Below are 26,263 nucleotides of genomic sequence, written 5' to 3'. Positions count from 1 at the left end.
AATGCCCGTTTATGATCAATTAGTTCAGTTTATGCTGGATATGAACCTGCCCTTAATCGCTCCTGAAATGATTTTGGTTTTCTTTATTCTGGTGGGTGTTTACCGCTTAACTGTTAGCACCACCCTCAAAGATCGTCAGGAACTCTGGGGTTATTCTTTACTGGGTTTGGTGATGACTTTGGTGATGCTGTGCTTCCACTGGAGCATTGATTACGTTAACGACCCCCGCTACTTTAGCCTGGATGTGTTTAACGGCTTATTTTCCGCCGATTTGTTAAGCCTGGTGGTGCGCACCTTGTTGGTGATTGGCACCTTGCTGGTGTTGATGTTTACCCGTGCCTACATTGATAAAAAAGCCGAGGTGCCGGGAGAATTTTATGTGCTTCTGCTTAGCGCCTTGCTGGGTGGCATGATGTTGAGTGGCGCCAAAGACCTGATTATGGTTTTTGTTTCTCTGGAAACACTCAGTATTTCCTCTTATGTGTTGGTGGCTTATTTACGGGGCAATGTTTTAAGCACAGAAGCCGGTCTGAAGTATCTTTTATACGGCGGCATGTCAACGGCCATCGTGTTGTTTGGATTCTCCATTCTGTATGGCCTGACTGGCAGTCTGGATCTGGTGGCTATTGGCAACCAGCTGCCGATAGTAATGGGCCAGGTTCACTCCATTGTTTTGGCTATTATGACGGTTATGATTGTGGGTGGCATTTGCTTCAAGCTATCGGCCGCGCCGTTCCATATGTGGGCACCGGATGTTTATGAAGGTTCACCCACCCCTGTGGTTGCCTTTTTGTCGGTGGTTTCCAAAATTGCGGCCTTTGCCTTTGCCATTCGTCTGTTTTCTACTGTTTTTACGCAACTTCCCCACTGGGCGGGCTTAATGGCCGTGCTTTCCATTGTCTCTATGGTGATTGGAAACGTGGTGGCTTTGGCCCAGCACAACATCAAGCGCCTACTGGCTTACAGTACGGTAGCGCATGTGGGCTACATGCTATTAGGGTTGGTGGTCATGACTCAGGAAGGGCTAAGCAGCCTGCTATATTACTTGATCACTTATCTGTTTATGAATTTGGGCGCTTTTGCGGTGGTCACTCATTTTGAAAATGAAACGGGCCGCTCTGATATCGCCGCTTATGCCGGATTGATTCGTAAGCGCCCCTGGATGACCTTTGTACTGAGCGTTATGCTATTGTCCTTGGCAGGCATTCCAATTACTTCCGGCTTTTTTGGAAAGTTTTTCCTGTTTCAGGCGGTCAGCAATGCTGGTAATCAGTATTTGTGGCTGGTGGTGACCGCGTTGTTAACCAGTACCATTTCATTGTATTACTACCTGAACGTCATTCGTTTAATGGTGATTGCCGAGCCTTCGGATGCCGTGGATGCCTTACCGGCTCACGGGACGGACAAGCGGGCCGTAAGCCTGGTTTCCTTTGCTTTGATGTTCTGCTTGATGGCCACTGTGGCCTTGGGCGTTTTTGCCGAGCCGATGATGGCCTTTTCAAACCTGGCCATCCATGGGGTGGTTCAAAGCAAAAAAATGCACGCTGAAAAGAAACCCGTTCGAGTCCTGACCCTATCGCAGCATTAGGACATCGGCGAGCACGGATTGCGTCACTTTAAAAAAAGAAGCCTTTGATTAAGGCTTCTTTTTTTTGTGGGGGTGATTGATGGGTAAGGCCAAAAGCCTATGAAACGTTTATAGGCGACAATTCCAAACTGGGCATCCACGCTTTTAGCTGACTCAGGCTACGTTCCACGTACAGTTTGTTTCTGGCTTTTTTGTCTTTCCGCTTGAAGCTGCCCTCGGGTAATTCGGGGAGAATGCCCCAGTTGCTGTTGATGGGCTGAAAATTCTGGTGAATGGCCTCCGGGCGTGTGATGTAGCGCAATAAGGCACCCAGCATCGTTTCATGAGGGGGGACGATGGCTGGGGCATTCTGGTACAGTCTGGCGATATTGAAGGCTGCCATCATGCCTGTGGCGATGGATTCGGTGTAGCCTTCGGTTCCTGTTAATTGTCCGGCCAGCAGGATTTGGGGATGTTCTTTAAGTTGTAAGGTGGGTTGTAAAACCTCGGGGCTGTGGATATAGGTGTTTCGGTGCATCACCCCATAGCGAACCACATTGGCTTCCTGCAGGCCGGGAATCAGCTGAATCATCTGTTTCTGCACATTCCACTTCAGGTTGGTTTGAAAGCCCACCATGTTATAAAGGGTGCCTTCAGCGTTATCCTGCCGTAGCTGCACCACGGCATAAGGCCATCGTCCGGTTTTGGGGTCAGTCAGTCCAACGGGTTTCATGGGGCCGTAGCGCAAGGTCTGCACCCCTCTGGAAGCCATGATTTCCACTGGCATACAGCTTTCAAAAAAATTGGCAGATTCTTTTTCAAATGACTTCAGCTCGGTTTTTTCTCCGTGTATCAGAATGTCGACCAGCGCCTCATAGGCTTCTTTGTCCAAGGGGCAATTGATGTAGCTTCCGCTCTGCTCGGTTTTGCCTTCCGCGCCCGCATCGTAGCGGTCCTGGTAAAAAGCGATATCAAAATCAATGGAGTCTTTGCTGATGATGGGGGCAGCGGCATCAAAAAAATACAGTTGTTCCCGTTTCAGAATGCGGGCGATGGATTCGGTTAACTCTGGTGAGGTCATGGGGCCTGTGGCAATCAGTACCCAATCGTCTTCGGGAATGTCTGCCACGTTTTCACAGATGAATGTAATGTGGGGGTTGGCCTGTATTTGTTCCGTAACTTGTTGGGTAAATGCTTGGCGATCCACGGCCAGCGCTTTGCCCGCAGGCACAGAAACCCGTTGGGCTACTTTTAGGAGTTCGCAATCCAGAATGGCCATTTCGGCTTTCAGTAACCCGCTTGCGGATGCGCTTTCTTCCGTAATTAATGAACCAAAGCTGTTGCTACACACAATTTCGGCCAGCGATTTACTGTGGTGGGCGGCTGAGGTTTTTTCAGGTTTCATGTCATACAGCAGAACCTGAAAGCCCCGTTTTGCCAGTTGAAGGGCTGCTTCACAGCCTGCCAGGCCTGCGCCAATAATATGGATTTTTTTTGTTTCAAGCACGGGGTCTTCCTTCGATGTGAGTGTCTGCGATTATAAAGTTTAATGACGTGAGGCTTATTACTTTAAGATATTCTTTTTATGTTTTTTTGAGGGCAAAAGGTTCTATTTTAAGCGGTTTGATTGCTTTTTGAATGTCTTGAGGCAATCAATCCGATTCAAATGTTTTTATTTCAATAGTAAATTCCCAGTGGATAGAACGTAGAAGACGAGAGAACGGGTCGCATTTATTAACAGTTTAGCAAAGGATTGCCTGAGGCAGGAATTAATTCTGCTATGAACAGGAGGAGAGAGCACCTATGGGTTTCGCAGCAAGTCAAGCAAGATATATGGCGCTAACCGCTCGAAAAAGCGATTTGGAGCTGAACGGCCAATTTATTAACCAGGCTAGAATGCAATTGGCCAACGTTACTGGCGCTTTGTTTACCATTAGTTCAAATCTGGAGCCGGAATCAGCGGAGGCACAACTGTTACAGGCTCGTGTGGCCGCAATTCAGTCGATTGATAAATCTCTGGAACTTCAGCTTCGTCGGGTGGATACCCAACGGGAAGCGGTACAAACCGAGATTGAAGCCGTGCGTAAAGTAATTAGCAAAAACATTGAATCAACCTTTAAGACCTTCGGCTAATAAACTGCTTTAGCGGGCAAAAACAAACTGACTGATTGGCCGGTTGGCGAATCAATCAGTCTGTCATAACCGCAATCCAGAGTTAATCTGGTTTATTGGGCAGGAGAATTGGGGCAGGCTTTAGAGAGTGTTATGTGTGGGATATATTGATCGCTTATTTTCCTTTTTGGGGCGCTGAGTCCTTATCGGGTTGAACAAGCGATGTTACGCTGGGGCCTGAGAAATAGGTTTGAGCGACCTGTTGAATGTCTGCGGGCGTTATTTTTTCAATTAGTTTTGTGTATTGATCATCAAATTGATAGCCTGCGCCAATGATTTCATACAGGCCTAGGTAGTAAGCCTGATTCACGTTGCTGTCATGGGCCAGGGCAAAGCTGCCAATCAGTTTGCTTTTGGCTTCCGAAAGCTCTGTGGACGTAACAGGCTCCTTTTGCAACCGTTTGATTTCCTGGGAAAACCCGTTTTGCACTTTGCTGGTATTGCCGGGGTCTGTGCCGATATAAGCCACAAAGCGGCTTTGCTCTTCACGGGTGGGGTACATGGTGCCTACCACGTAGGCCAAGCCTTGTTTTTCCCGTAAATCCACAAACAGCCGGGAACTCATGCCGGTTCCCAACAGAGAGTTCAACACTTTTAAGGCCACATAATCTTTTTCATCCCGAATGGGTGGCACTAGCCAGCCCTGGGCAATCCAGGTGGCGGATAGCTGAGGTTTTTGCTCACTAACCGTTTTACTTTGCGTCAGCGCCGGAACCGCAGGGGTACTGATCACGCTGCGCTCGCAGTTTGAGCAAGCTGGATACAGGGAATTGAGGTAGTTTTGCAGGGTTTGGGAATCAAAATTGCCCACGGCGGAAACCACCATATTTTGAGGCGAGAAGTACAGGTGGTAATAATCCAGCAAATCCTGCCGGGTAATTTGATCCAGATTGGCCTCAATGCGCTTGCCGGTATTGCCATAGGGATGGTTCGGGTACAGGGCCATGGACAGGTTTTCGAAGGCTAAAGAAGAAGGGTTATCTCGGCTGGCCGCAATGGATTGCCGAATTTGCTCCTTCTTTTTGGCAATTTCATCAGGCGCAAAATCCGGGTTGTTCAAAACGTCTTTTACAATGGCAAACAGTTCACCCAAATCTTCCTGAATGGCTGTTCCGGTAATTTCAATAAAATCCTCATCGGTAGAAACGCTCAGGTTCATGCCCTTGCTTTCCAGTTCCTGGCTCAGGGCTTCCGCGGTGCGTGATTGGGTTCCCTGCATCATGAGGGTACTGACCAAAGTGGCGGTGCCGGGAATGGTTTCTACGCCCTGCCCGCCTTTAACAAACAGTTTTAAGGCCACGGTGGCGGAATCTTTGCGGGGCTTGGAAAGCAGGACCATGCCGTTGGCCAGTGTTATTTTTTCAACCGCCACTGGCGCTTCCGTAGTGCTTTTGGGCGTTTGGGAAACCGTTGCGGGTTTTTGGTCCGCTGCTTTTAAAAGCGCCAGGTTGGTTTCGTCCTCTGTTTTCAGGTTGGCTTTTAAGCTGCTGGGCAGTAGTTCTACCAGAACGGCCTGATCAAAGTTGAGGTACTGGTTCAGGGCCGTTTCCACTTTCTCTAGCGTCACTTTTTCCACATTGCTCACGTGATCCAGATAGTTTTGCAGGCTACCAATGGTTACGTTATAGCCAATGCTGGAGGCGGTGCCGTTGGTGCTTTCATTTTCAAACACAAAGTCCTTGATGTACTGGGTTTTGGCCTTTAATAGCTCTTCGGGGGTGATGCCTTTTTCTTTCAGGGTTCGCAGCTGGCTGAGAATTTCCTGTTTAACGGCTTCTCGGTTTTCTGGCTTGGATTCAGCGTTAATCACAATCAGGCCGGAGTATTTTTGGGTGTAATTTCCTGAGGAAACACTGGTGGCCAGTGGCTTGACTTCCCGTAAGGCTTGATACAGTCGGGAGCTTTTGCCAGAACCCAATGCCAGCATGGCAATATCTAGAGCGTAAACATCTTCCGGCTTTTGCTGGGCTGGCCCTAAAAAGCCCAGCGCAAAATAGGCCTGAGAAATGCTGGGGTTTTCTATCACCTTGGTTTGGGGGGCCTCGGGCGGGGTTACCAGTTCCACACTGGGGGCTTTATAGCCCTTGGGGGATTGAAAAGGCGGCTTTGGAAACGCCTGTGTGACCAGCTGCTTTGCCTTTTCAGGGTCTACATCTCCCACAATAATGGTGTTAAAGTTTTGGGGCTGATACCAGTAGTGGTAGTACTCCAAAATACTTTTTCTGGGGATATTGGCGATATTTTCCTTGGGACCCAAGGTATCGTAGCTGTAGCCATGCTGGCCGTACATTAGTTTGGCCAGCTCTACATACAGCTGACGATCCGGGTTGTCGTTGGCCCGGTTTATTTCTTCCTGTACCACTTTGCGTTCCTGAGGCAGCTCACTGTTGGGAATGGCCGCATTCAGCATCATGTTGGCATGTAGTTTCAGGGTTTCCTCAAAATAAGGGGTGGCCATGGTGATGTAATAGTGGGTGAAATCATCGCTGGTGGCGGCATTAAATCTGGAGCCACGGGCTTCCAGCATGCGATCAATCACCCCCGGCTTATACTGGTCGGTGCCTTTAAACAACAAATGCTCCAGAAAGTGCGATACACCATTAATTTTTTTATTTTCATTCACCGAGCCGGTTTTTACCCAGGTATCAATGGTCACAATGGGCTGGCTATGATCTTCTTTAATATAAAGGGTTTGGCCGGTGGGAAGTTTGTACTCCTCCACGGCAGAGCTGACGCTTTGGGCCAGAGAAAAAGGCGACAGAAAAAAGGCTTGGTTCACAATCAACAGTGCGCCAAACAACCCTTTTAAGGGAAAGCGGAAAAAGTTGCGAGGCTGAACAGGGTGCATGGGGGGCAGGTTAGTTGGCATACGAAAAAGAAACCTTTCTGCAATCGGGTGCTAATGAATTGGATTTTAGTAGGGATGGTTCGGATTAATCCGACGCATAAAACAACAAAATGCTCCACTTTGGGAGATAAAACCTCGGGAAGCAAAACCTCTCTTGGGTGCGATTATAATACTTATCCCGCTTTTGGGCGAGTCCATACCGGGGTGCGTTGAGCCGGAAATCCCCCGCTAGGCTTTCAGTAAAGGGTGTTTAAAAGTTTTTAAAATCAGAAACCCCGGATCGCTTTGAATCCGGGGTCTGATTGTGATGTTTAAAATGAATTTGGACTGAGGCTATACCCGCAAATAGGCTTTGATGCCTTGAAACATGGCGTTTAACAGGCCGATGTTAGACATGGCGTCAATGCCGCCTGTGGTTAAATGCTGTTGCAAGCGGGCTTGCCAGTAGGGATAGATATCTTCCTTGCCCAGTTCCAGTACATTGGCAATGGCGTGAAGTTTGGCCCAATCCAGCGGCATGGGCAAGGCGCCCCGCCACATGTCCACAATTTCCAGCCGTTGGCTGCGAGGAAAACGCTTGAGGAACTGCACGTTGCTCAGGCCCTGTTCTCTTTGCACCGATTTCAGGAATTCAATGCCCGCATCAATCAATCGGGGTTCTTCGGGCCGTTTGTACTCCGGGTAAGTTTCCGGCTCGGTTTCCATCACCACTGCTACTCGTTCCAGGGTGGTGGTGCGGGTGGAGAAGGCGATGTTCTCATCAATGAGGCTATAAACGTAAGATAAGGTCACGCCGATCATTTCGGCAAAATCTTTTTTGTGTAGATTGGCTTTTTCTAAAAACGCAACCAGTCGCTGGCTGCTATTGATTGCCTGCGCGCTGGGCAGTGTGGGTTCTCGAAGTTCTGACGTGGTGGTTACCATACAATGTTCCCCTCTTGCTCAATATGCTCAACTCTAACCCATTGGCGATGGTTGTGATGACAGTGCTGGTCGGGTGTCTGGCCTGTGTGGATTGTGGTGAAAATGCTCATTACTTTAACCTATCCGGTTGCATGAAAAACTTTCCACCCATTCTAGCAAAAACCTTGAATAGTTATATCAAAGTTGAAAGATTTTTATACATTAAAATGCCGTCTTTTAAAACCTGGCATGAATCCTGGATGTCTATAGATTGTAAATCAATGTAACATTCACTATTTAAAGGAGGGCGTTTTAGCAGGCTATCGGCTAAACTGAAGAACATCAATCGGTGAAACCTCTGGATAGTAGTAACGGAAGGTTGATTCCATGACCGAAACCGAAGTCAAGCTTTGGGAGCTTCAGAAAAATATCGCCCATTTGGCTGAAATTTCAGAAGAAGGATGGGTTTTAAAGTGGGGAGACTCCCCCCAGAACGCCTTTGAGATTGTTTGCCGCAAGGCCAGCGCCCTCCAGGTAGAAAGACTTGAAACCGCTCTGAATGAAGGTCACTTGAAGGCCATTGCTTCTCTTAAATAATCCATTTTTGAAAACGGGTAAGCGCAAATAGGTGAGTGAATCCCCGCTAGGTGGGGTGCAAGCTTGCTGCTAAAATACCAGCATTACTATCAGCACTGGAATGTGTTTGTGCAAATTTTGGCGCTTCAATCCGGTCCCTTAAGCGGGATTGATAACATGGCTCTGGATGAGGGCTTGTTAGAGTGGGTCCGGGCGCAAGCCAGCCCGGTTTTGATAGTGCGCACTTATCAGTGGCAAGCCCCCACTTTGTCGTTGGGTGTTCATCAAAAAGTTAGAGACATTGATTTCCTGCTGAAGTTTTACGGGCAAAACGAGCCGGTTCATGCGGTGGTCAGGCGTCCTACCGGGGGGCGGGCCATTTTACACGGTCATGACATTTCGTACGCCTTTATTACCAATGCCCCGGAAAGCCTTCGGCTGCCTTTGAAAGAGGCTTATGCGCTTTACGCCGGGCTGACCCAGCGAGCCTTGACCCGGTTGGAGATGCCGGTTCGGTTTGCCGATGCTGTTGGCTCTCGGGATTATTTACGCTCTCCGGTTTGCTTTGAAACCCATACCCCCTCGGATTTGGTGGCAATGGATGGCCAAAAAATAGCGGGCAGCGCCCAGCTCCGTCGAGCAGGTGGCCTGCTTCAGCATGGGGCAGCCTTTTTAAAGGGGTATCTCATTGATGAAGCCGCGCTGTTTAAAGCACTGTGCCAAGCGGCAACCGAGCATTTCCAAAGCTCGGCAACAGCGCTTTCCTTGGAGGAGGCTCAGGCTTTGGTTCCCAACTGGGCTGAATTACAGGCCCGTTATGAGCAGTCCTCAACCGAAATTTTGCAAAGCGCTTCCACCACCAAGGGGTCCCATTTGGTGCCAGCCTCGGTTTGAAGTGTTTTTAAGGCCGCTTTTGGGCTGAGTGCCTCGCCCCGGTAAGGCCGCTCCTGGGTCATGGCGTAATAGGCGTTTGCCACCGCCAGTATTCGGCTCCCCAAGGGAATACTGCGGCCTTTGAGTTTTTCCGGGCCGCCCGAGCCATCCCAACGCTCGTTCTGAGAGTGTAAAAAGGGAATGACCTCGGACAGGAAATTGATTTTAACCAGCAAGCTGACCCCCACGTTGGGGTGATCCCGCAGGTGATCCCAGTCCGCTGGGCTAAGGCTTTCTTTTTTACGAATAATTTCCTGGGGAATATGCACTTTACCCACAGAGCCGAGCAGCCCTGCCAGATAGGTCAAATCCACTGTTTTTTCGTTCAGCTCCAATGCTTCCGCAATGGCTTTGGCCAGTTCCCCTACTTTTTTGGAATGCCCTTTGGTAAAGTTCTGGCGGGCGTCTACCGCTTTGGATAAAGCTTCTACAAATTCCTGTTGATGAATGCCTAAATCGGCAATGCTTTCGGTAATTTGAGCGCGCATGTTCAACAGTTTGCTCAGGGCATGATCGGGTTGGCCAATGCGCTCTTGCGCTTCCGCCACTAATTGTTGCAGGCGCATGCCGGTTACAAATACCTTGGCGGCAATGTCTGCCAGATCGGCCATTTCATCTGAAAAAACGCTGGGCTGATCGGTTTCAAAAATTAGCAAGCCCATGGATTTCCCGCCTTCTCGCAACGGGGTGGCCATGAGGCTTTGGGTTTGGGTTTGGGTTTGGGCCAGTTTTTCGTTGGGTTTCCAGTTGGGAATTTTGGATAAATCGGGGAAAATGCGGGTTTCATAGCCTTGTTGCAAATCACTCAGCAGGTTATCGCTTTTGGCGGGAATGATGATTTCCCAGCGCTGTTTTTTATCAAGCGCCAAAGAGGTGCCGGTGAGATTGAGAGACTGTTCGCCGGTATCTTTGGTGGCGGTTTGAAACAGGTGACAGGCGCTAACCTGAAACATCTGGGCCAGCGTTGAGGCAATGGAATCATAAATTAGAAAGCCGGATTGGGCCTCAAGCCCCAGAACGCCCAGTGTTTTATCAATGGAATAAATATGTATCAGCTCTTCCAGCTGGGCTTTCAGTTTGCCGGGGTTGTCTCCCAGACGGTCGGTGATTTTACTGAGCAGTTCATCAGAAATAAAGCTTTCAGCCACAAAATCCCCGATATTGAGGGCATAAATCGCTTCAATGGGGTCCCGACCAGCATGGTCGCTGGAAGAAAGTGGGGTGTTGGGGGCTTTGGAATGTTCCAACGGATTCACGCTCCTGGTGATTTGATACGCTTGGGCCTAACCATAAGGGATGGTGGTTTTGCTGCCTGTCTAAGGTATCGGCATGGCAGGCCAACTCTTTAGAAAAAGTTCACAGGTTGGTTACAACATTTTACCGGTTTTCCAATTTTAGGGTGGGTTTATGCAAAGCGCTTCAAAAAAAAGCCCGGCCAAATTGGCCAGGCATGATTGATTTAACCCCTCAAGCAAAAAAATGAATCGGTTGAATCGGCGCTGAGCTGACTCACACCAAAGGATTGCCGCTCAAGTCTTAACCTCAGCGATGGTCTAATTGTTCTTTTCCCTCAAATCTGTCAATACGATTGGGTGTGGATTTTTTAGATGCTTTTGTTGTGCAAACCCCGGTGCTATCCCAACTTAAAAACTGGATGTGATGCGCTGTACCTTGGCTTACTAGCATAAACGTTTACAGTGGATATCTTGTGCGGGCCTCTTTTATTTTGTTTTTAAATTTTTTTGTCTGATATTGATATATCAAACGTTTTAAATTGTTAAGCGCGCTTAATGTTTGGTGGGTTGCGCTCTGGTATGGATGGTTTGAAATGGAATAGGGCTTGCCAGCGTAGGCGGGAATCGCTACGCTAGAAACTCACGATAAGAAAAAGAGTAAAGCTGTGTTGAATCCCTTTGAAACAAACGTTTTGGCCCCGCTTCCTGATGGTGAAACCTTGAATCAGGCCATTCGGGTGCAAGGGCTTTCCAAGCGCTTTAAGGGAAAAGGCGGCGGGGTGGAAGCCTTAAAGGGCGTGAGTTTCGATGTGGAGCGGGAAAAAGTGTTCGCCATTCTGGGGCCCAATGGGGCCGGAAAAACCACGCTGCTTCGCCTGTTAACCACCATTATGCGTCCCACCTCCGGGATGGCCCACATAGAAGGCTTTGAGCTTGGCCGTCAGGATACCCGGATTCGCCAGCTGATTGGCATTGTGGCTCAGGATAATCATTTTGATCGTTACCTGAGCGTTTGGCAAAACCTGGTGCTGCATGCCCAGTTACACGGGTTGGAAAAACCGGTGTATGAAAAGCGCTTGCAAGAACTACTAGAGCAAGTGGGCCTTTACGAGCGCAGGCACGATTATCTGGATCATTTTTCGGGGGGAATGCAGCGGCGGGTGGCCTTGATTCGGGCCCTCATTCATCGGCCCAAACTGTTGTTTCTGGATGAACCTTCCACAGGGCTGGACCCGGCGGCCCGTTTGGAAATCTGGGAAACCATTCAGGGATTGAAGCAGGAAACCACCGTTATTTTGACCACCCATTATATGGAAGAAGCGGATCGCCTCAGCGATCAGATTATGATTTTAAACTACGGAGAAGTGGTCATGGTGGGCACCCCTCAGGCGCTGAAATCCAGAATTTCTCCGCCCGATGTGTATGAGCTGTTTCTCAATGAGCCATTGGCTGACTTGTACCAACAAAAGCTGGCCCCCTGGATTTCGGAGGTCACCCTTCTGGATCGCAACGCCTTGCGTTTCCGCTTGGGCCGCCGGGAGGATTTGAACGCCCTGATGGCCCAGATTGTTCCTCAGGATTTAAAATCATTGGGCTTGGCTCAGGCCGATTTGGAAACGGTGTATCTGACCGTGGCGGGCCAATCCATGGCCACCTTTAAAGCGGGTTCTGGCCAGTGGAAGGAGCAACCCGAATGAAACTGGTTTATTTTCGGCGGGGGGTATTGCCCATTGCCAAAAAGGTATTGCAGCAGGAAGCCCAAGGCTGGCTGAACGAATCGATTAACACCATGGCCATTCCCTTTACTTTTTTTCTGGCTTTTGGGCTGGGGTTAAAGGGCTACATCTCCGATGTGAACGGGGTGTCTTACATGGCGTTCCTCACCCCGGGCCTGATCACCATGACCATTCTGCTGGAAGCCTATCGCACCGGGGCATGGGGACTCTGGATGGATCGCTGGCACCAGAAAATGCTGGACGAATACCGCATTAAGCCCATTTATACCACCGACATTATTATGGGTGAAATTTTGGGTGGGTTTCTGGTGGCGCTGATTAAAGGGGCCATTGTGGGGCTGATTTTGCTCCTGTTTTCGCCGGTAACCATTCAGTGGCAAGCGTTGCCGCTGTATTTTTTACTGGTTTTTCCGGGCTGTATTTTCTTTACTTGCATGGGTAGCGTGGTGGGTACCTCGTTTCCCAAGCCCGATCATATTGCCCAGTCTCAGACCATTTTTATTACGCCCCTGTTGTATTTAGGGGGCCTGTTTTTTCCCATTACCGCGTTGCCGGACTGGTTGCGACCCATCATTAACTGGTTGCCCACTACGGCCGCCTTTGAGGGCGGACGCGATATTTTGCTGCACAATCACATTGAATCCCGCTACCTGCTGATTATGTGGGCCTTTGCCATAATCAGTTTTGTGGGCGCTACCTGGCTGTTCAAAGAGACGCTCTCGGAATAGGCTTTTGAATAAGGCTCAAGGCTCTGCTTTAGGCGCTGAAGAAAGCTCCCGCAAAAACTGACGAATCACCGGGACGGAGTAGCCGGTATCAATATTGTGGCCCTGACTTTTAAAAATGACCAGTTTTTTCTGATGATTCGGGGTTCGGGCGTTTTCCAGCAGTTTTTCGGCAAACTGTTTGGGCATCATGCTGTCTTTGGCGCCATGTAATACCAGCAAGGGCGCTTTGATGGCAGGCATTTTATCCAAAGAGGTCATTTGGCTAAACGTAATTTTGTGCAAAGGCATCAGCCAGGCAGGGGCGTAGCTTTCCACCTTGACTTTGGCCACATCCGGGAAGCTGGTCATGGTGGATTCCAGAATGACCGCCTTACCTCCACCGTTGCGGCTGGCCAACTCGGTGGTGACGGCTCCGCCCAGAGAAACGCCGTGAAAAATCTGATTTTCCAGTGGAATGCCCTTTTGTTGGCTTAAAAACTGGCTGGCCGCTACCGCCGATTGATAAAGGCGCTCCTCGCTTGGCTTGCCCAGTGTGCGGCCATAGCCGGGATATTCATAGGCCATAAAGCCAAAGCCCTCATCGGTGAGGGGTTGATAGCGCAACATACTGGTGAGCGAAGATTTGTTGCCCATGGCGTGTAATACGGTGGGCTTATGGTCTTTGGCTGGAATGTACCAGCCGTAACTTTGGGCCAGCGGATTTTCCAGGTTGGGAATCTGGACTTCTTCCACGGTATCCAGCATGGCCTGCATTTCTGGATGGGCTTTTTTTGCTTCCGCCACCGAGGTTTTCAGGTCTGGCATATAATGTCCGGCAAACAGGTTTCTGGATTCCAGAGTTTGCAGGGTTTGCTGGGGTACCAGCCCCAATAAGCCTGTCATAACCCCTTGTATTCGGTTACAAATGAAGGCCCCCCAGCCTGATGGTTGATGTTTCTGTGGGTTGTTTGCGGCCTCAGCCTCCCAGCCCAGTAGCCTGCCCTGAAACCGGGGGCTAGAAGCGCACGGCCCAGTGGTTGATCTGGATTGTTTTGTGATTGGCAAAGCCGATGGCGGCAGCCCGAATTGTGTTCTCGATGAAACGGCAAGCATCGTAATATTCCCTCCCCTATGTCCCCCAGCTAACCCATTTTGTTTAAAGCGTTGTTTAAAGCGAAAAAGTAAGCATCCTGTTCAATGTAGCTTGAACCTGAGAAAACTTTTGCTTTGCCTTCCTGTCATCAGGTTTTGGCCAGCAAAGGTGGATTATATCTGCTTAGTGATTGCTTTGTCATTAAAACTTTTGAATTTTCAAAAAATCTGTCAAAAAACAGTAAAGTTTTGTAACTTGTTGCCGAAAGCCATTATACGGAAGCTCTATGGACAGAGCATTGGGTGAATGGATTTTGCCCTCCCCTTTTTCCGCAGGGGGTTTTTATGAAGCCCCAGGCCGGGATTTTACAGTTCCATCTCTATATAAAGGATGGGTCAGTTGTTCCGTTCGTAACCAGAAGGCGCAGAGTGAGTTATGAGTCAATCGCACCCCGAATCTAAGTGGCAGTCGTTTTCTTTAGCTCGTTTACCAGAGTTGAGCGCTACCCGGCAAGTTTCCGCCGAGCATTTCCTGACGGTGGGCAACCGGCATTATAACGATTATCTCACTCGCACCGTGAAACGGGATTTAGATTTGGCGATTACCAACTACCGTCAGGCGCTGGATATGAACCCTGGCCTGCCAGAAGCGCACATCAAGCTGGCTTCGGCCTTGTGGGATCGCGGGGCGATTTCTCTGGAGCTGGCCATGGAGTACTGTGATACCGGGCTGACATTGAATCCCGACTTTAGCGAGGCTCACTTGTTCAAAGGCTACTTCCTGCGCCGGTCTGGTCGTTTGGAAGAGGCCAGTCATCACTTTAGGCAGGCCATTGCCAAAGCGGCAAAAGGTCAAAGTTCTGCCAAGGCCAAAATGGCGCTGGGTGCCACTTTGTTGAAACAAGCCCGGTATGGCTACGAAATGCCCCGGCTGTGGCGGCTTGGCTTGACGGGTGAGGGCTTAAGACACTTTTTGATTGGCTGCTGTCAACTGCCCGGCGATCACAACGCATTTACTCTGATGCGGGAAGCGTTTTTGGCCGATTTTAAAATTTTTAGCCTGCTGGGAACCGCTCGAATGTTGAAAGCCGTGGGCTTGAGTGCTGTGGTTTCTGGTTTGTATCGGTGGGCAGCGGTTCAAATGCCGCAAGAGCCTATTTTTCATCACCTACTGGGCGATTTGCACGCAGAGCGAGACAATCTGGACGGGGCGCTGTATTGCTATACACGGGCTCAGGAGCTGGATCCCGACAATGCGGTGCTGCACAAAAAGTTGGGCCACGCTTATCATGAGTGTAAAGATTCCGCCAACGCGGTGCGTAGTTTGGAAAAAGCCGTAGAAGCCGATGCCGCCGATTTTGACACCTTATATACCCTGGCTCAGGTTTATAGCGATGGGGCCGAGTACATGCGCGCCCTGTACTACTATAAAGAACTTCTGAATCAGCACCCCAAAAACGCCTTTATTCATAGCAATATGGCGTATGTGTTATTCAAGCTGAATGACTATGACGGGGCCATTCAGGAGTATCAAATCGCCATTAAACTGGGCAAAGATCCGGTTTGGACCGCTACCGTGGCTCAAACGCTGGGCACCATTTATTACCAGGTCAAGCACGATTTGGATGCCGCCGCCGGGGTGTTTCAGTATGCCGCACAACTGGATCCGGGGGATTTAGATTGCTTGAGCATGCTGGGCGATGTGTACACCGAGCAAGGCAATTTTGAAGCGGCCATTAAAACCTACCAGTATATTTTGGGGGTAGAACCCAATAACGCCGAATGCCACAATTATTTGGGCTATTTGTTATGGCAAATGGATAAGAACGATGAGGCCATTGCCGCTTACAACCGGGCGTTGGCTTTGAAACCGGAAAACCCCATTGCCTACAACAATCTGGGTGTCATTTATCTGGATGAGAAGTGTCAGCTTGATATGGCCTTGCAAATGTTTGAAAAGGCCTACCAGCAAAAGCCCGATTACACGCTGGCCTGCTTCAATGTGGCCCGTGTGCGGGAAGCGCTGGGACAGACCGCAGAGGCCGCCAAAGGCTACACCCAGGCACTGACTTTGAACGCAGACAACCGAGAACTGGCCGACACCGAAATTCAGGATCGACTGGAACACTTGTTTCAGGCCTGAATGGAGGGACGTGATGCCGTGTTTATAAGGCGATAGCAGGCTGTCCTGACAGATGGGGCACCGGATTTTTATCCAGGGTTAAGCCCAGTCGCATGGCTTGTAGCAGGCCAGCCGCTTCCTCGTAGGAGTGAACCCGGCGAATTAACCCCTGACGCTTTGCGGGCAAGGCTTTAAAGTGGCTGTTGTCCACCGATAACACGGTTTGATTGGCTTCTACCGCCAGCACAGGAATGCCATATTGCAAGGCGGCCAACACGGGTTGTCCGCCCAAGGCATTGGCAGGCACCACCAGCGCTGAGAGATCGGCAATGGTGAGATCTTTTTCGCTGGCTTGGGCAATGGGCCGCATGTTGGGTGCTTGGGCTAGCCCGGTAAGCACACAGGGCAAAAAGGTGGGGGCAATAAATTCTGCCGCTGTACGAGGATCCAGTATTTCATCCAGCACCGGCTTGGCCTTTTCCCACTCAAAAACCGGGGCATTGGCGCAAGGAATGCCCAATTCGGACACCACCAGATGGGAAAGAATGCCTTCAATACCGCCAATGGGGTCCACCCCCCCGCCGGTGCGGTAGGCCGATTCCAGCGATTCCTCATCTTCCGCCAGCTCGGGAAGCAGCATGCACAGGGCAATGGCGGTAGCGCCTTGTGTTTGAAGTCGCTGGCAAGCTTCCAGAAGGGTGGCCGGGTTTTTCAGAAAACCGGACGAGCAGCCGGACTCCGTCATCTGGCAGCCGGTTTGGATCGGCTCATGGGTGTAGGTATAGCCCACAATATCCACCCCATACACACTTTTAACGGCGTTGATGGTGTTGATGTGCAAAATCCGCATTTCATCCGACATGCCCGCATCCATGACCACCCCCAGCCGCTGGCGCTGAGCGGGACGCAAGGCCCATTGGCCTCGCACAAACTGATCCAGCCCGTAACCCTCCACATACAGGGCATTGGCCGGTAGCTTTTGAAACACGGCGGCGTTGGCCACGTTGGGATGGGTAATTAACACATCGCTAACGCTGGCCAGCAGGTTGAGAAAAGGGGTGGCATCCCCGGCAAAGCCGCCAATGGAAGCGCCTACTCCGGTTGGCACAATCATGCCCACCACAAAGGGCTTTTGGAGAACCGGGTGCATTGTATTTAGCCTTCAGTCAGTTGAGCGGCGTCTCGAACCACCCCAATGTAGGGCAAATTGCGGTAATAACCGGCAAAATCCAGCCCGTAGCCCACTAAAAACTGGTTGCCCACGGTGAACCCGGAAAAATCTACCTGAACTTCGTTCTGGCGAGCTTCTTTTTTATCCAGCAACACGGCCAGCCTTAAGGACTTGGTGTGGTGGAGCGATTTAACGTAATCCATAAAAAAGTGCAGGGTCAGGCCGGTATCAATAATGTCTTCCACAATCAGCACATCTTCGCCGGAGAGAGAGGGTAGGGAGAGATCCACAGGCTTTACGCTGCCGGAAGAGACTTGCCCGTTGCCGTAGCTGGCCAAACGCACAAATTCAATTTGGCAGGGAGCCTTGATGTGGCGGATCAGATCGGCCACAAACATAAAGGAGCCCTTCAACACCGCTACAATAATTAACTTTTCGCAACCGGCGTAGGTTTGGTTAATTTGAGCGGCCATTTCCTCAATACGTTGCTGGATTTGGCTTTCGCTGAAGTGAACGTCCAGTTGCTCTGGCTTGTAAACGGCGGACGAGGGGGCGTGACTCATTCGTTATCGGCTCCTGTGGCTAGTTCTTCCGTGAAAAAAGAAGTTTCTGGCGGTAATTCTTCCCGATCCGGCGCTTCTTCAATAACCCGCCACTCTTCGGGGGGGTGTAATCCGGGTTTTAGTTTTAAAAGATGGGTTGGGGTGTCTCTATCCTTGATTTTCAGCTTTTGGCTAATGCCCAGTCCCGGTACCCACAGTACTTCATTGTCCAGGGCCAGCACTTTTAGGCTGTTGCGATCAAAGCGAGGCACTCCCCGGTTAATCAGAAATTTTTTCAGCTTCAGCGGCGCTTCCATACCCATGGGTTGAAAGCGGTCACCGGGGCGGCGGGTGCGTAGCTCCAGCGGTTTATCCATAAAGCTGGACAAGTTTACAAACACTTGTTGGCTATCGGTGGAGCGAATGGGGGAAATTCTCACCTTTTCAGGCTCTTGCCACGGTTGGGCGTAAAAGGTGCTGTCCAGTTCGGCCACTTGCACGTGACCGGGAATAGGCACTGTGGCTGAAGCTTTGTTCGCCTCGCGTTCCGGGTCATCAATTAAGCGAAGCCTGTTTTTGTACAGGGCGATAAACCGGCTGCGACCTCCCACCGTATTTCCCAGCGATTTCAGGGAGGAATCCAGATTTTTACGGCCTTCTCCACGAATGAAGCTCAGGATGTCTTCAATTCTTTCAAAATCCACATGCAAATTTTGCTCGGCTAAAAACCGTTTCAGCAATCGGCGCTGGTAAGGCAAGCCCAACTGGTTAAAGCGAATGGCCGATAAATAAGGCCCAGACTCATCCTTGCCGTAAACATCCTGCCAAATGCTTTGAACGCTGTCTTCAATAATTTGCAAATCCCCTTCGGCAACCAAACTCAGGCGAAACAGGGAGTTTTTAACCTGAGGAAACGCTTGAGACAGGAACGGCAGAATTTCGTTGCGAATTTTATTGCGCTGCAACCGGTTTTCCAGATTGGTGGGATCGTTAAAGTAATTGAGCTGTTGCTCATGGGCGTATTCCAGAATGTTTTTACGGGCTGTATCCAGTAAAGGCCGTAAAACGGGAATGTTAATGCCGGTTTCCGCCCCTAAATCCAGCCGCTTTTGAATGCCAGACAGTCCATCAATGCCAGTGCCTCGCATAATGCGAAACAACAGGGTTTCAATCTGGTCATCGGCATGGTGGGCGGTTAAAATGGCGTCAGCATGAATATCTTTGGCCAGCCGGGTCAGTTGTTGATAGCGGGCTTGTCTAGCAGCGCTTTCGGTTTTGGGCAAGGTTTTATCGGCCTGCACAATCACCAGCGGTATTTCGCATTTCAGGCAATTGGCATGCACCAGCGGGAGCTCTTCAGGGGGAGTGCCCCGCCAGCCGTGGTTAAAGTAAACGGCGGTTACATCCAGCGGTAATTGCTCTCTGATTTTGGCCAGTAAAAACAGCAACACTGTGGAATCCGCGCCACCGGAATAGCCTAACAGAAGATGGGTGCGGGGAGTGCTTCTTAAAAGCCCTTCCGCCTTCAGGTTATCAATTACGGAATCCAGAATTAAACTCATAAGCGGCTGATTTAGACCTGTAAACAGACAAAAGAGGCACCGTGATATAGGCCACGCCCATTTCTACGAATTGAAACGGCGAATAAAACGACTATGGGGGTCTGTTTGCCTTGTTGGCGCTTGTTTTTCAGACTAGCCCAATATGTTAAACTTTACTTCAAATCCAGCCTTTTCTCAAGCGAATCATACCGTTCAGGGGGCTGATGGATTGGGAACGGGCTGGCAAGATGAGGTGCATAAGCCTACCCCCGCTGTAATCATCTGTTTGTGGAGGTGTTTTTGAGTATGTTTTCTGTGAAAATTCGATCCCTGTCCCGTTTTCGTCAAGTGGTGTCTTTTGGGTTGATGCTAACCCTTGCTTTTAGCGGGGCGCTGGCTTCAACCGCCTTGCAACCGGCCATGGCCCGTTCGTTAAGCATCATGCCGCAGACTTTTTCTCCCGCCCTGATTGCGGATGTGGCTGAAATTGTGGCCCCTTCGGTGGTGAACATTGATGTGGAAAAGACCACCCGTGCTGCCTCGCCCAATTTATCTGGCCTGCCCTTTAGTGATGATTTGTTGCGCCGCTTTTTCGGTTTTGAGTCCGGCGGCGGTTCGTTTTCTCCGTTTGGGGGCGGGGGGCAGTTGCAAACGGTTACCGGCAACGGTTCGGGCATGATTTTGAGCAAGGACGGCTACATTCTGACCAACAACCACGTGGTTTCCACGGCCGATAAAGTAACCGTAACCCTGAATGACGGCCGCCAATTTCCCGCTCAGCTGGTGGGCCGGGATGCTTTGTCCGATGTGGCAGTTTTGAAGATTGAAGCCCCCAACCTGACCCCGGTGACCTTGGGCAACAGTGAAAAGCTGCGGCCCGGTGAATGGGTCATCGCGGTAGGCAGCCCGCTGGGCTTTGATCACACCGTGACGCTGGGGATCATCAGCGCCTTGTCTCGCCGTATCCCGGATTTAAATTCTAATTTGTCCTTTATTCAAACCGATGCGGCCATCAATCCGGGCAACTCCGGCGGCCCTTTGGTCAATTTAAAAGGGGAAGTGATTGGCATTAATACCGCCATTTCCGGTCGGGGTCAAAACATTGGCTTTGCCATTCCGGTGGATACCGTAAAAACCATTGCCGATACCCTGATTGCCGGTAAGCAGATTGTGCGCCCCTGGGTGGGCATTTCCATGGTGGACCTGAACCCTGAGCTGGCCAAGCATGTGGGGCTTCCTCCCGCTACGCAGGGGGTGGTGATCGCTCAGGTTATGCAGAACTCTCCGGCTTACAAGGCAGGGCTGATGCAGGGCGATGTGATTCAGAAAATTGATGGCAAGCTGGCCATTAAGGCCGATGTGGTGCAGGAAAGCATTCGCCAGAAGCCGGTTAACGCCAAAATTAATCTGGACATTTTGCGGAATGGCCATTTAATTCCGGTGGCGGTTCTCAGTGAGCAGCTTCCGGCTAGCGATGAAGGGGTCATTCCCATTCGTCCCCGTGTGCAGCCTTTAAAGCCTGCTCCGTTCTAGCTTGTTTGAACCTCATTTTGAGCGGCTCGCCACTTCTAGCGGCGAGCCGTTTTCGTCAAAAAAAACCGTCGAAGCGTGGGCCACGACGGTTATAACTTGTCTGAGTAGAATAAAAGGTAGGTAGAAGTTTATAGGTTTGAAGTTGGCAGAATGCGCTAAGGCGTCATCAAGCCGCTTTCAGGGACATAAAAGCAATGAATCGGGTTTTGATGCTAGCGTTTGAAGAGATGTAAAGCCCAGATTGCGGAACGCTTAACGCTTACTGAAGATTCAAAATAGCTTCAATTTCGGCTTCGGTGTGGCCTTGCCACTGGATGCGGTTGGCCACAATGGGGTGATGGTAATCGCTTTTGGCAATGGAGCCGTTGCCTTCCACCATTAAAATGGGTGGGGCTACAAACCACTTGAAAACCGCTTTGGGCATGCGATCAAAAAATTTGCGCAGCCATTCCTGTTTGGTGGCGGCATCAAGCGGGTGGGTTTGTTCGTACTGGAAGTCTTCGTTCAGCATGTCCTGGTAACTTTGGTGGCGGGCTTCTATGCGCCAAATGATCTCATCGGCGAACTCATAGGGCATTAATTCATCTTCTGCCGTTACCAGCTTGCCGGTGATGGGATCTTGTTTCAGGTCGGCCCCGGAAGGCTTGCGAATGACCCAATCCGGTAGCACATCATGGCGAGGGGTTTTGACATGAGCGGGCCGGTTTTCGTTGAGCCAATGGGCCAGCGCCCGCACTTTGGTTTTTGGCAAATCGCCAATGGGAGCCAGCGCCCCCGACATATCGCCGTTAATGGTTGCGTACCCTAAATAAAACTCGGATTTATCGGAGGTAGCAATGGGCAAAGCCCGAAATTCGTTGCCCAATTGCCGCAAAATAGTGGCTCTGGAAATGGCCTGAACGTTATCCAGCGCGTTGGAGCGTGGATCGGTTGGCCCCCACTGGCTTTCCAGCGTGGCTCGAACCTGTGCCAGCCCCTGCCCAAAGGCCTCCGTAATAGCCGCAATGGGTATTTCCACCAGCGCAATGCCCAATTGGTCGGCAATGGTCTGGGCGTCGCTCTTGTTTTCCGCAGGGGTAATGCCAGAAGGCATGCTGACGGCCAGCACGTTGTTCGGCCCTAGCGCATCGGCCAGCAAAACCACCACCACCGAAGAGTCCAGCCCGCCGGAGAGGCCCAGCACCGCTTTTTGAAAGCCAGTTTTCTCAAAATAATCCCGAATGCCTTGCAGGAGGGTTTGATAGGTGCGCCCTAAATCGCTGGTATCATAGGCGTTGAATGATTGGGGCGTGGTGGTTAGCGCCTGTTCCTTTTCCTGCCCTACCGGCAAAGGTTCAATCGTGCCTTGGGAATGCAGGGGGTTGATGATCAGCAGTTGCTCTTCAAAGGCTTTGGCTCTGGCAAACAGGTTTCCCTGTGCGTTATAGGCTCTGCTGGCCCCGTCAAAGGAAACTTCATCCACGCTGCCCACCTGATTGACGTAAACCAGTGGGGTTTGGTACTTCTGGGCTACATAAGCGCACAGGCTATGTCGTATTGGCTCTTTGTGGGAGCGGGTGGGCGAGGCGGAAATATTGATCAGCACATCCGGCTGCTGGGCGGCCAGCTCAGCTATGGGGTTTCGGGCATATAGCGGGTTGTCAAAAAAATCGCCGTCGTTCCACAAATCCTCGCAAATGGAAACCCCATAGCTCCGTCCGTGAATTTGGATAAGCCCGTTGTTATTGAAAGCGGGCGGGTTCGGCTCGCAATGGGTCAGCCATTCGGCACCACTGGCCCCGCTGAGCGAGGATGCCTCAAACTGGCGGTAATCCTCAAACTCGTTGTCGCCCGGTAACAAGCTTTTGCGAATAATGGCCTGAATTTTACCTTCCCCCAGAACGGCCACTGCGTTAAAGGCCCCTTTGCCCGTTCTTTTTTCAGGGGCCTGGGGGTATCGTGGTTCTACAAAGCCAATCATAGCCCAGGTTTGGTTGGTTTTGGCCGCAATGTGGGTTAACCATTTCAAATTTTCCGCTACCAAAAAGGGGTAACGCACAATCACATCTCTGGGCGGATAGCCCATCAAGGCCAGCTCTGGAAAGATGACCACATCCACGGCCTGTTGCTCAGCGGCTCGCAATGCCCGCATAATTTTTGCGGCGTTGCCCGCCAGATTACCGGGGGTTACATTGATTTGAGCCAGCGCCAGATTGCCTTGCCCCAGACCTTTTTTCCACTGGGGGGGCAGGCTAGCTGCGTCCGTAGTCATCCTGCTGTCTTTCAATGTCATCTTCCCCAAAGTAGTCTCCCAGCTGCAGTTCGATAATTTCAACCACGGCGTTATTTTCCGCCGGGTTGCTAATACGGTGCCAGCTATGGCGAGGAATATGAATGTACTCCCCCGGTGAAAGCTTGATGACCTGATCATCCAGCGTTACTTCCGGGTAGCCTGCTGTCACCAGCCAGTGCTCTTCTCGCTTTTGGTGACGTTGCAAGCTGAGTCGGCTGCCGGGGTTAACTGCCAGTTGCTTGAGCTTGTAGTGGGGCAGGTCTTTTAATACCGTAAAACTGCCCCATGGACGTGTTTCGGTTACTTCTGCCAGTGGCATGGGGTTGAAATTTGATCCCCACAGGTTTTCCAGCAATAAAACAGGCTGAGACGATTCGTTGCTCAGGCACAGCGTTTGATCGGCATTGGCCGTAATGCGCTGGCCTTGGGTGACGGTGGTCTTTTCTAAAGAAAGCGACCCCTCAATCACAAAAAGTTGGGCTTGAGTAATAGCCTGAGTAATAGAAAGGTGAGGGTAGTGATCTCTGCGTTCTCCTGCTTTCAGGCTTAGCAAGCCAACCTGAAAGGTTTGGGAACTGTAGAGGGTTTCAGCTTGAGAAGCGGCGGGGGGGTGATGCGGGTTCATAAAAACAGGTTCTTGGTTGTGGGCTGTAAAAGTTGTGCTGATTATAACCCAGACCCCCGGCTTGTGGAGAGACTTTTGAAAGTGAACCGCCTCCATTGAATGTGTGGTTTGGCAATGCCCATTAAGTAAAGGATTTGGTAGCCGCAGTTTACGGGTATAACCAAAGGAGAAGGGTCTTTTTCCCAGCGATTGGAGTCTGTATTTTGCATTTACATTTACTGGTTAAAAACAGCTTGCGGGCCTGTTTATGGGTGAGCTTAATGGTGCTTGCCTTTTGCTCCAGTCTGTCTTTGGCGGCTGATTACGGCTTTGCCCCGGTCAGCGGGCAAATGACCTCTCCCTTTGGGTGGCGGGTTGATCCCATTACCGGCTCCCAGCGTTTTCATGGGGGCATTGATTTGGCGGCGGCCTCTGGAACCCCTGTTTATGCCCCTCAGGCTGGTTTGGTGATGTTTAGCGGAAGCTACGGGGGGTACGGCAACGTGGTGGTTTTAAACCACGGAAATGCCTTGTTTACGTTATACGGGCATAACGCTCAACTGGTGGTAAAAGCGGGGGAAATGGTTCATGCCGGTCAGGTGATCTCAAAAGTGGGGTCCACAGGTCGCTCTACCGGGCCACATTTGCATTTTGAGGTCCATCACAACGGACAGTATGTGAATCCGGTCACTTATCTGGCCTATTTACAGCCCAATCAATCGCACCGGATGGCGCAGGCCAAGTCCAACGTTCCGGTACACCCGCTGGCTCAATCCGATGCGTTGGTTAATGCCTCAGGCGTGGGGGTGCAATCCTCAACTGCCAATCAGGTGAACCGTAAGCGGTATGCCAACCGGGCTTATGGCAGTCAGGTGGTAGAGCTGGTATCTGGTAATGATGTACGAACGGTGAAGTTCTAGCGCTTTTTAAGGGGTTGAAAGCTGAGCTGCGGGAATCCAATACACCGAATGGCTCATTTCTGTTATGATCGGCTTGGTTTTGGCAGTTTCTATAGTAAGCGGCCATGCTTCAGTTAATGGGATAACGGATAGAGTTTTAGAGATGGCTGGTTCGGGAAGATCGTATCACGAGGAAAGCTGGTTTGAGCTGCTGTTTGTGGCGCTCTGCTTTTTTGTGGGCTTTGTGCTGTTTAAAGGGCTAATGCCTCCGGTTGAAATGGGCCCGGAAGCCATTCAAACCGTGGCCATGGCTAAATTATTCTCGGAAGGCCGTATTTTAGATGCCTTTTCCCGCTTTAACCTGCCCCCCGTTTACCCTCTGTTAATGGCACTGGTTATTAAACTCAAGCACACCACCGAGTTGCCCCGGCTTATTGAGGGGTTTCAAACCCTGAACCTGATTTTATCGTTTATTTCTACCGGGCTGGTGTATTTTTTCGTGCGTCGGCAAATTCCCAAGCCCTATACGTTTATTATTACCGCCCTGTATGTGGTGGCTCCTCCCACTTTGGGCATGGCGTGGTCCATTAGCCCCCAAATGGTTTACATGACCCTCTCTCTGGCCAGCCTCATTGCGGTGGATATCAGCTTGAGCAAGGAATCCGTGATGGGCGGAGAGCTGTCTCGGGGTGAAGTGATTTTGTGTGGCATTTGCATTGGGCTTAGTATTTTAAGCTGGCAGGTGGGTTACATGCTGCTTATTGCTTTTTTCTTTGTAACGGTTAAGCGCTTTGGGCTTAAACGAGGCGGCTTGGTGCTCTCCATGATTATGCTTTGCCTCAGTCCCTTTATCGGGCGAGATTTGTTTTACGTGGCCCGTAGCCCGCAGCCTTATTTTGGCCCTTCCGCCAGTATCCTGCAAAGCATGACCCGGCAAGGCTTTTTTCGCACCGTTGAAACGTATGCGGATCGCATTATTGTGAATGTTACCGATCACGCTTTGGGGGATTTGAATCTGGCCTCGGTGGATCGTTTGGCTCGCACCCCCAGAGCCAGTGGCCCTTCCCGGATTGAAGTGGAGCAAAAGCCATGGGTTCGCTGGGTGATTGCCGGTGTGGCCATTGTGGGCGCTATCTATGGCCTGTACCAGTACACCGGCGTTGGCACGTTGTACCTTTGCACGTATGTGATTACCGCATTGGCTCTGGTGCCAAGTGCGGAAATGACCCTGGCGCCCGTATTACCGCTGCTGCTGTTTTATTTGTACTTTGGTCTGCTGAGGATGGGGCAGTGGTTTCAGCGGCTGGATATGCCATTGCTCACCAAGTTAGCGGTGCCAGTACTCACTGCCTGGATTTTACTGGCCACCATCACCAGTCATCTCAGCCTGTTTCGCTCCGGGGGGAACCATCCGTTCAAGCGGCATACCCCTAAAATTATGTATATGAGTACGGCCAAAGAGCCTGTGACCCGCCTGGAAACCGCCCAATCCACCAGCGCTCATCGGCGGGCCATGGACTGGTTGCAAGTACATACCGATCCGGGTGATAAGGTTGCCACACCCCGTCCCGGTGCTTTAAACCGCTTAACCGGCGGTGGTCAAAGCCAAAAACCGGATGCTGCCAGTGAGCAGCAATTGCAAAGTGAGCTGGGGCAGTATAACTTTTTGGTAGAGGAAGGGGCCGCTAAAATTTCCCCGGCTCAAACCAATCAGGCCAAAGGCCTTAAAATGGTTTACGAAGATGTGCCGGGCAGAATCCGCATTTGGCAAGTGAAACCCACCCTTTAGCGCTGTAGCGATTCTGGCTGC

At 50.8% G+C, this 26,263-nt stretch carries 20 protein-coding genes; 10 read left to right on the top strand and 10 right to left on the bottom strand.

Annotated features, from left to right (window positions below):
- Position 1 precedes the first annotated feature (1 nt).
- Positions 2-1,588 carry an NADH-quinone oxidoreductase subunit N gene (locus ACEW81_RS07260; RefSeq protein ID WP_373532302.1) on the top strand — a complete coding sequence of 529 codons (1,587 nt, stop codon included), beginning with the start codon at positions 2-4 and terminating at the stop codon, positions 1,586-1,588.
- Between the two features lie 97 nt (positions 1,589-1,685).
- On the opposite strand, the gene trmFO is transcribed toward ACEW81_RS07260, so the two are convergent.
- Positions 1,686-3,074 (bottom strand): methylenetetrahydrofolate--tRNA-(uracil(54)-C(5))-methyltransferase (FADH(2)-oxidizing) TrmFO, encoded by a 1,389-nt coding sequence (trmFO, locus tag ACEW81_RS07255; RefSeq protein ID WP_373532301.1) that lies wholly within the window; start codon positions 3,072-3,074, stop codon positions 1,686-1,688.
- 296 nt (positions 3,075-3,370) lie between these two features.
- Between trmFO and ACEW81_RS07250 the strand changes: the two genes are divergently transcribed.
- Positions 3,371-3,700 carry a hypothetical protein gene (locus tag ACEW81_RS07250; RefSeq protein ID WP_373532300.1) on the top strand — a complete coding sequence of 110 codons (330 nt, stop codon included), beginning with the start codon at positions 3,371-3,373 and terminating at the stop codon, positions 3,698-3,700.
- A 154-nt stretch (positions 3,701-3,854) separates the two neighbouring features.
- On the opposite strand, the gene ACEW81_RS07245 is transcribed toward ACEW81_RS07250, so the two are convergent.
- A complete protein-coding gene (locus ACEW81_RS07245) occupies positions 3,855-6,608 on the bottom strand; it encodes a M16 family metallopeptidase (protein WP_373532299.1) in 2,754 nt (917 codons plus the stop codon).
- 312 nt (positions 6,609-6,920) lie between these two features.
- Positions 6,921-7,511, bottom strand: coding sequence for a hypothetical protein (locus ACEW81_RS07240; RefSeq protein WP_373532298.1), 591 nt, complete (start codon positions 7,509-7,511; stop codon positions 6,921-6,923).
- 366 nt (positions 7,512-7,877) lie between these two features.
- Between ACEW81_RS07240 and ACEW81_RS07235 the strand changes: the two genes are divergently transcribed.
- Together ACEW81_RS07235 and ACEW81_RS07230 are read left to right on the top strand one after the other, a co-directional pair.
- Positions 7,878-8,087 carry a hypothetical protein gene (locus ACEW81_RS07235; protein WP_373532297.1) on the top strand — a complete coding sequence of 70 codons (210 nt, stop codon included), beginning with the start codon at positions 7,878-7,880 and terminating at the stop codon, positions 8,085-8,087.
- 63 nt (positions 8,088-8,150) lie between these two features.
- Positions 8,151-8,960, top strand: a complete 810-nt coding sequence (locus ACEW81_RS07230; protein WP_373532296.1) for a lipoate--protein ligase family protein — start codon at positions 8,151-8,153, stop codon at positions 8,958-8,960.
- Here the strand turns inward: ACEW81_RS07230 and ACEW81_RS07225 are convergent.
- Positions 8,882-10,246 (bottom strand): HD domain-containing phosphohydrolase, encoded by a 1,365-nt coding sequence (locus tag ACEW81_RS07225; RefSeq protein ID WP_373532295.1) that lies wholly within the window; start codon positions 10,244-10,246, stop codon positions 8,882-8,884. The two genes, ACEW81_RS07230 and ACEW81_RS07225, sit on opposite strands and share 79 nt — an antisense overlap.
- Positions 10,247-10,899: 653 nt before the next feature.
- On the opposite strand from ACEW81_RS07225, the gene ACEW81_RS07220 reads away from it, so the two are divergent.
- Positions 10,900-11,931, top strand: coding sequence for an ABC transporter ATP-binding protein (locus ACEW81_RS07220; protein WP_373532294.1), 1,032 nt, complete (start codon positions 10,900-10,902; stop codon positions 11,929-11,931).
- Positions 11,928-12,698 (top strand): ABC transporter permease, encoded by a 771-nt coding sequence (locus ACEW81_RS07215; protein WP_373532293.1) that lies wholly within the window; start codon positions 11,928-11,930, stop codon positions 12,696-12,698. Before ACEW81_RS07220 ends, ACEW81_RS07215 begins: the two co-directional genes overlap by 4 nt.
- A gap of 15 nt (positions 12,699-12,713) precedes the next feature.
- On the opposite strand, the gene ACEW81_RS07210 is transcribed toward ACEW81_RS07215, so the two are convergent.
- Positions 12,714-13,580, bottom strand: a complete 867-nt coding sequence (locus ACEW81_RS07210; RefSeq protein WP_373532292.1) for an alpha/beta hydrolase — start codon at positions 13,578-13,580, stop codon at positions 12,714-12,716.
- Between the two features lie 625 nt (positions 13,581-14,205).
- Here ACEW81_RS07210 and ACEW81_RS07205 point away from each other — a divergent pair.
- The gene (locus ACEW81_RS07205) at positions 14,206-15,912 is read left to right on the top strand and encodes a tetratricopeptide repeat protein (protein WP_373532291.1); all 1,707 of its coding nucleotides are present in this window, start codon (positions 14,206-14,208) and stop codon (positions 15,910-15,912) included.
- A 22-nt stretch (positions 15,913-15,934) separates the two neighbouring features.
- On the opposite strand, the gene ACEW81_RS07200 is transcribed toward ACEW81_RS07205, so the two are convergent.
- The 3 genes from ACEW81_RS07200 to tilS are packed head-to-tail and all read right to left on the bottom strand — an operon-like array spanning position 15,935 to position 19,166.
- A complete protein-coding gene (locus ACEW81_RS07200) occupies positions 15,935-17,041 on the bottom strand; it encodes a DUF3326 domain-containing protein (protein WP_373532290.1) in 1,107 nt (368 codons plus the stop codon).
- Between the two features lie 5 nt (positions 17,042-17,046).
- The gene (hpt, locus tag ACEW81_RS07195) at positions 17,047-17,625 is read right to left on the bottom strand and encodes a hypoxanthine phosphoribosyltransferase (protein ID WP_373532289.1); all 579 of its coding nucleotides are present in this window, start codon (positions 17,623-17,625) and stop codon (positions 17,047-17,049) included.
- Positions 17,622-19,166: a tRNA lysidine(34) synthetase TilS gene (gene tilS, locus ACEW81_RS07190; RefSeq protein ID WP_373532288.1), complete on the bottom strand. Its 1,545-nt coding sequence runs from the start codon at positions 19,164-19,166 to the stop codon at positions 17,622-17,624. Before tilS ends, hpt begins: the two co-directional genes overlap by 4 nt.
- 285 nt (positions 19,167-19,451) lie before the next feature.
- On the opposite strand from tilS, the gene ACEW81_RS07185 reads away from it, so the two are divergent.
- Complete coding sequence (locus ACEW81_RS07185; protein WP_373532287.1) at positions 19,452-20,678, top strand: trypsin-like peptidase domain-containing protein; 1,227 nt, start codon at positions 19,452-19,454, stop codon at positions 20,676-20,678.
- Between the two features lie 259 nt (positions 20,679-20,937).
- Here ACEW81_RS07185 and nadE read toward each other — a convergent pair whose 3' ends face one another.
- Entirely contained in the window at positions 20,938-22,929 is a 1,992-nt protein-coding gene (gene nadE, locus ACEW81_RS07180) for an NAD(+) synthase (RefSeq protein ID WP_373532286.1), read from the bottom strand.
- Positions 22,910-23,575, bottom strand: a complete 666-nt coding sequence (locus ACEW81_RS07175; RefSeq protein WP_373532285.1) for a phosphomannose isomerase type II C-terminal cupin domain — start codon at positions 23,573-23,575, stop codon at positions 22,910-22,912. The genes nadE and ACEW81_RS07175 overlap by 20 nt, the downstream gene beginning before the upstream one ends.
- A 203-nt stretch (positions 23,576-23,778) precedes the next feature.
- Between ACEW81_RS07175 and ACEW81_RS07170 the strand changes: the two genes are divergently transcribed.
- Entirely contained in the window at positions 23,779-24,474 is a 696-nt protein-coding gene (locus ACEW81_RS07170) for a M23 family metallopeptidase (RefSeq protein ID WP_373532284.1), read from the top strand.
- A 142-nt stretch (positions 24,475-24,616) separates the two neighbouring features.
- Complete coding sequence (locus tag ACEW81_RS07165; RefSeq protein ID WP_373532283.1) at positions 24,617-26,242, top strand: hypothetical protein; 1,626 nt, start codon at positions 24,617-24,619, stop codon at positions 26,240-26,242.
- Positions 26,243-26,263 lie beyond the last annotated feature (21 nt).

This window comes from Vampirovibrio sp. (assembly GCF_041737375.1).
Taxonomy (GTDB): domain Bacteria; phylum Cyanobacteriota; class Vampirovibrionia; order Vampirovibrionales; family Vampirovibrionaceae; genus Vampirovibrio.
The sequence above is the reverse complement of the archived record's forward strand: the minus strand, read 5'-3'. Positions and strand labels throughout refer to the sequence as shown.

Excerpts from the sequence above, each read along its gene's own strand:
- ACEW81_RS07185 (WP_373532287.1), top strand. The coding sequence starts at position 19,452 with ATGTTTTCTGTGAAAATTCGATCCCTGTCCCGTTTTCGTCAAGTGGTG.
- ACEW81_RS07210 (WP_373532292.1), bottom strand. The coding sequence starts at position 13,580 with ATGACAGGCTTATTGGGGCTGGTACCCCAGCAAACCCTGCAAACTCTG.
- nadE (WP_373532286.1), bottom strand. The coding sequence starts at position 22,929 with ATGACTACGGACGCAGCTAGCCTGCCCCCCCAGTGGAAAAAAGGTCTG.
- ACEW81_RS07260 (WP_373532302.1), top strand. The coding sequence starts at position 2 with ATGCCCGTTTATGATCAATTAGTTCAGTTTATGCTGGATATGAACCTG.
- hpt (WP_373532289.1), bottom strand. The coding sequence starts at position 17,625 with ATGAGTCACGCCCCCTCGTCCGCCGTTTACAAGCCAGAGCAACTGGAC.
- ACEW81_RS07175 (WP_373532285.1), bottom strand. The coding sequence starts at position 23,575 with ATGAACCCGCATCACCCCCCCGCCGCTTCTCAAGCTGAAACCCTCTAC.
- ACEW81_RS07165 (WP_373532283.1), top strand. The coding sequence starts at position 24,617 with ATGGCTGGTTCGGGAAGATCGTATCACGAGGAAAGCTGGTTTGAGCTG.
- ACEW81_RS07200 (WP_373532290.1), bottom strand. The coding sequence starts at position 17,041 with ATGCACCCGGTTCTCCAAAAGCCCTTTGTGGTGGGCATGATTGTGCCA.
- tilS (WP_373532288.1), bottom strand. The coding sequence starts at position 19,166 with ATGAGTTTAATTCTGGATTCCGTAATTGATAACCTGAAGGCGGAAGGG.
- ACEW81_RS07245 (WP_373532299.1), bottom strand. The coding sequence starts at position 6,608 with ATGCCAACTAACCTGCCCCCCATGCACCCTGTTCAGCCTCGCAACTTT.
- ACEW81_RS07250 (WP_373532300.1), top strand. The coding sequence starts at position 3,371 with ATGGGTTTCGCAGCAAGTCAAGCAAGATATATGGCGCTAACCGCTCGA.
- ACEW81_RS07205 (WP_373532291.1), top strand. The coding sequence starts at position 14,206 with ATGAGTCAATCGCACCCCGAATCTAAGTGGCAGTCGTTTTCTTTAGCT.
- ACEW81_RS07240 (WP_373532298.1), bottom strand. The coding sequence starts at position 7,511 with ATGGTAACCACCACGTCAGAACTTCGAGAACCCACACTGCCCAGCGCG.
- ACEW81_RS07215 (WP_373532293.1), top strand. The coding sequence starts at position 11,928 with ATGAAACTGGTTTATTTTCGGCGGGGGGTATTGCCCATTGCCAAAAAG.
- ACEW81_RS07235 (WP_373532297.1), top strand. The coding sequence starts at position 7,878 with ATGACCGAAACCGAAGTCAAGCTTTGGGAGCTTCAGAAAAATATCGCC.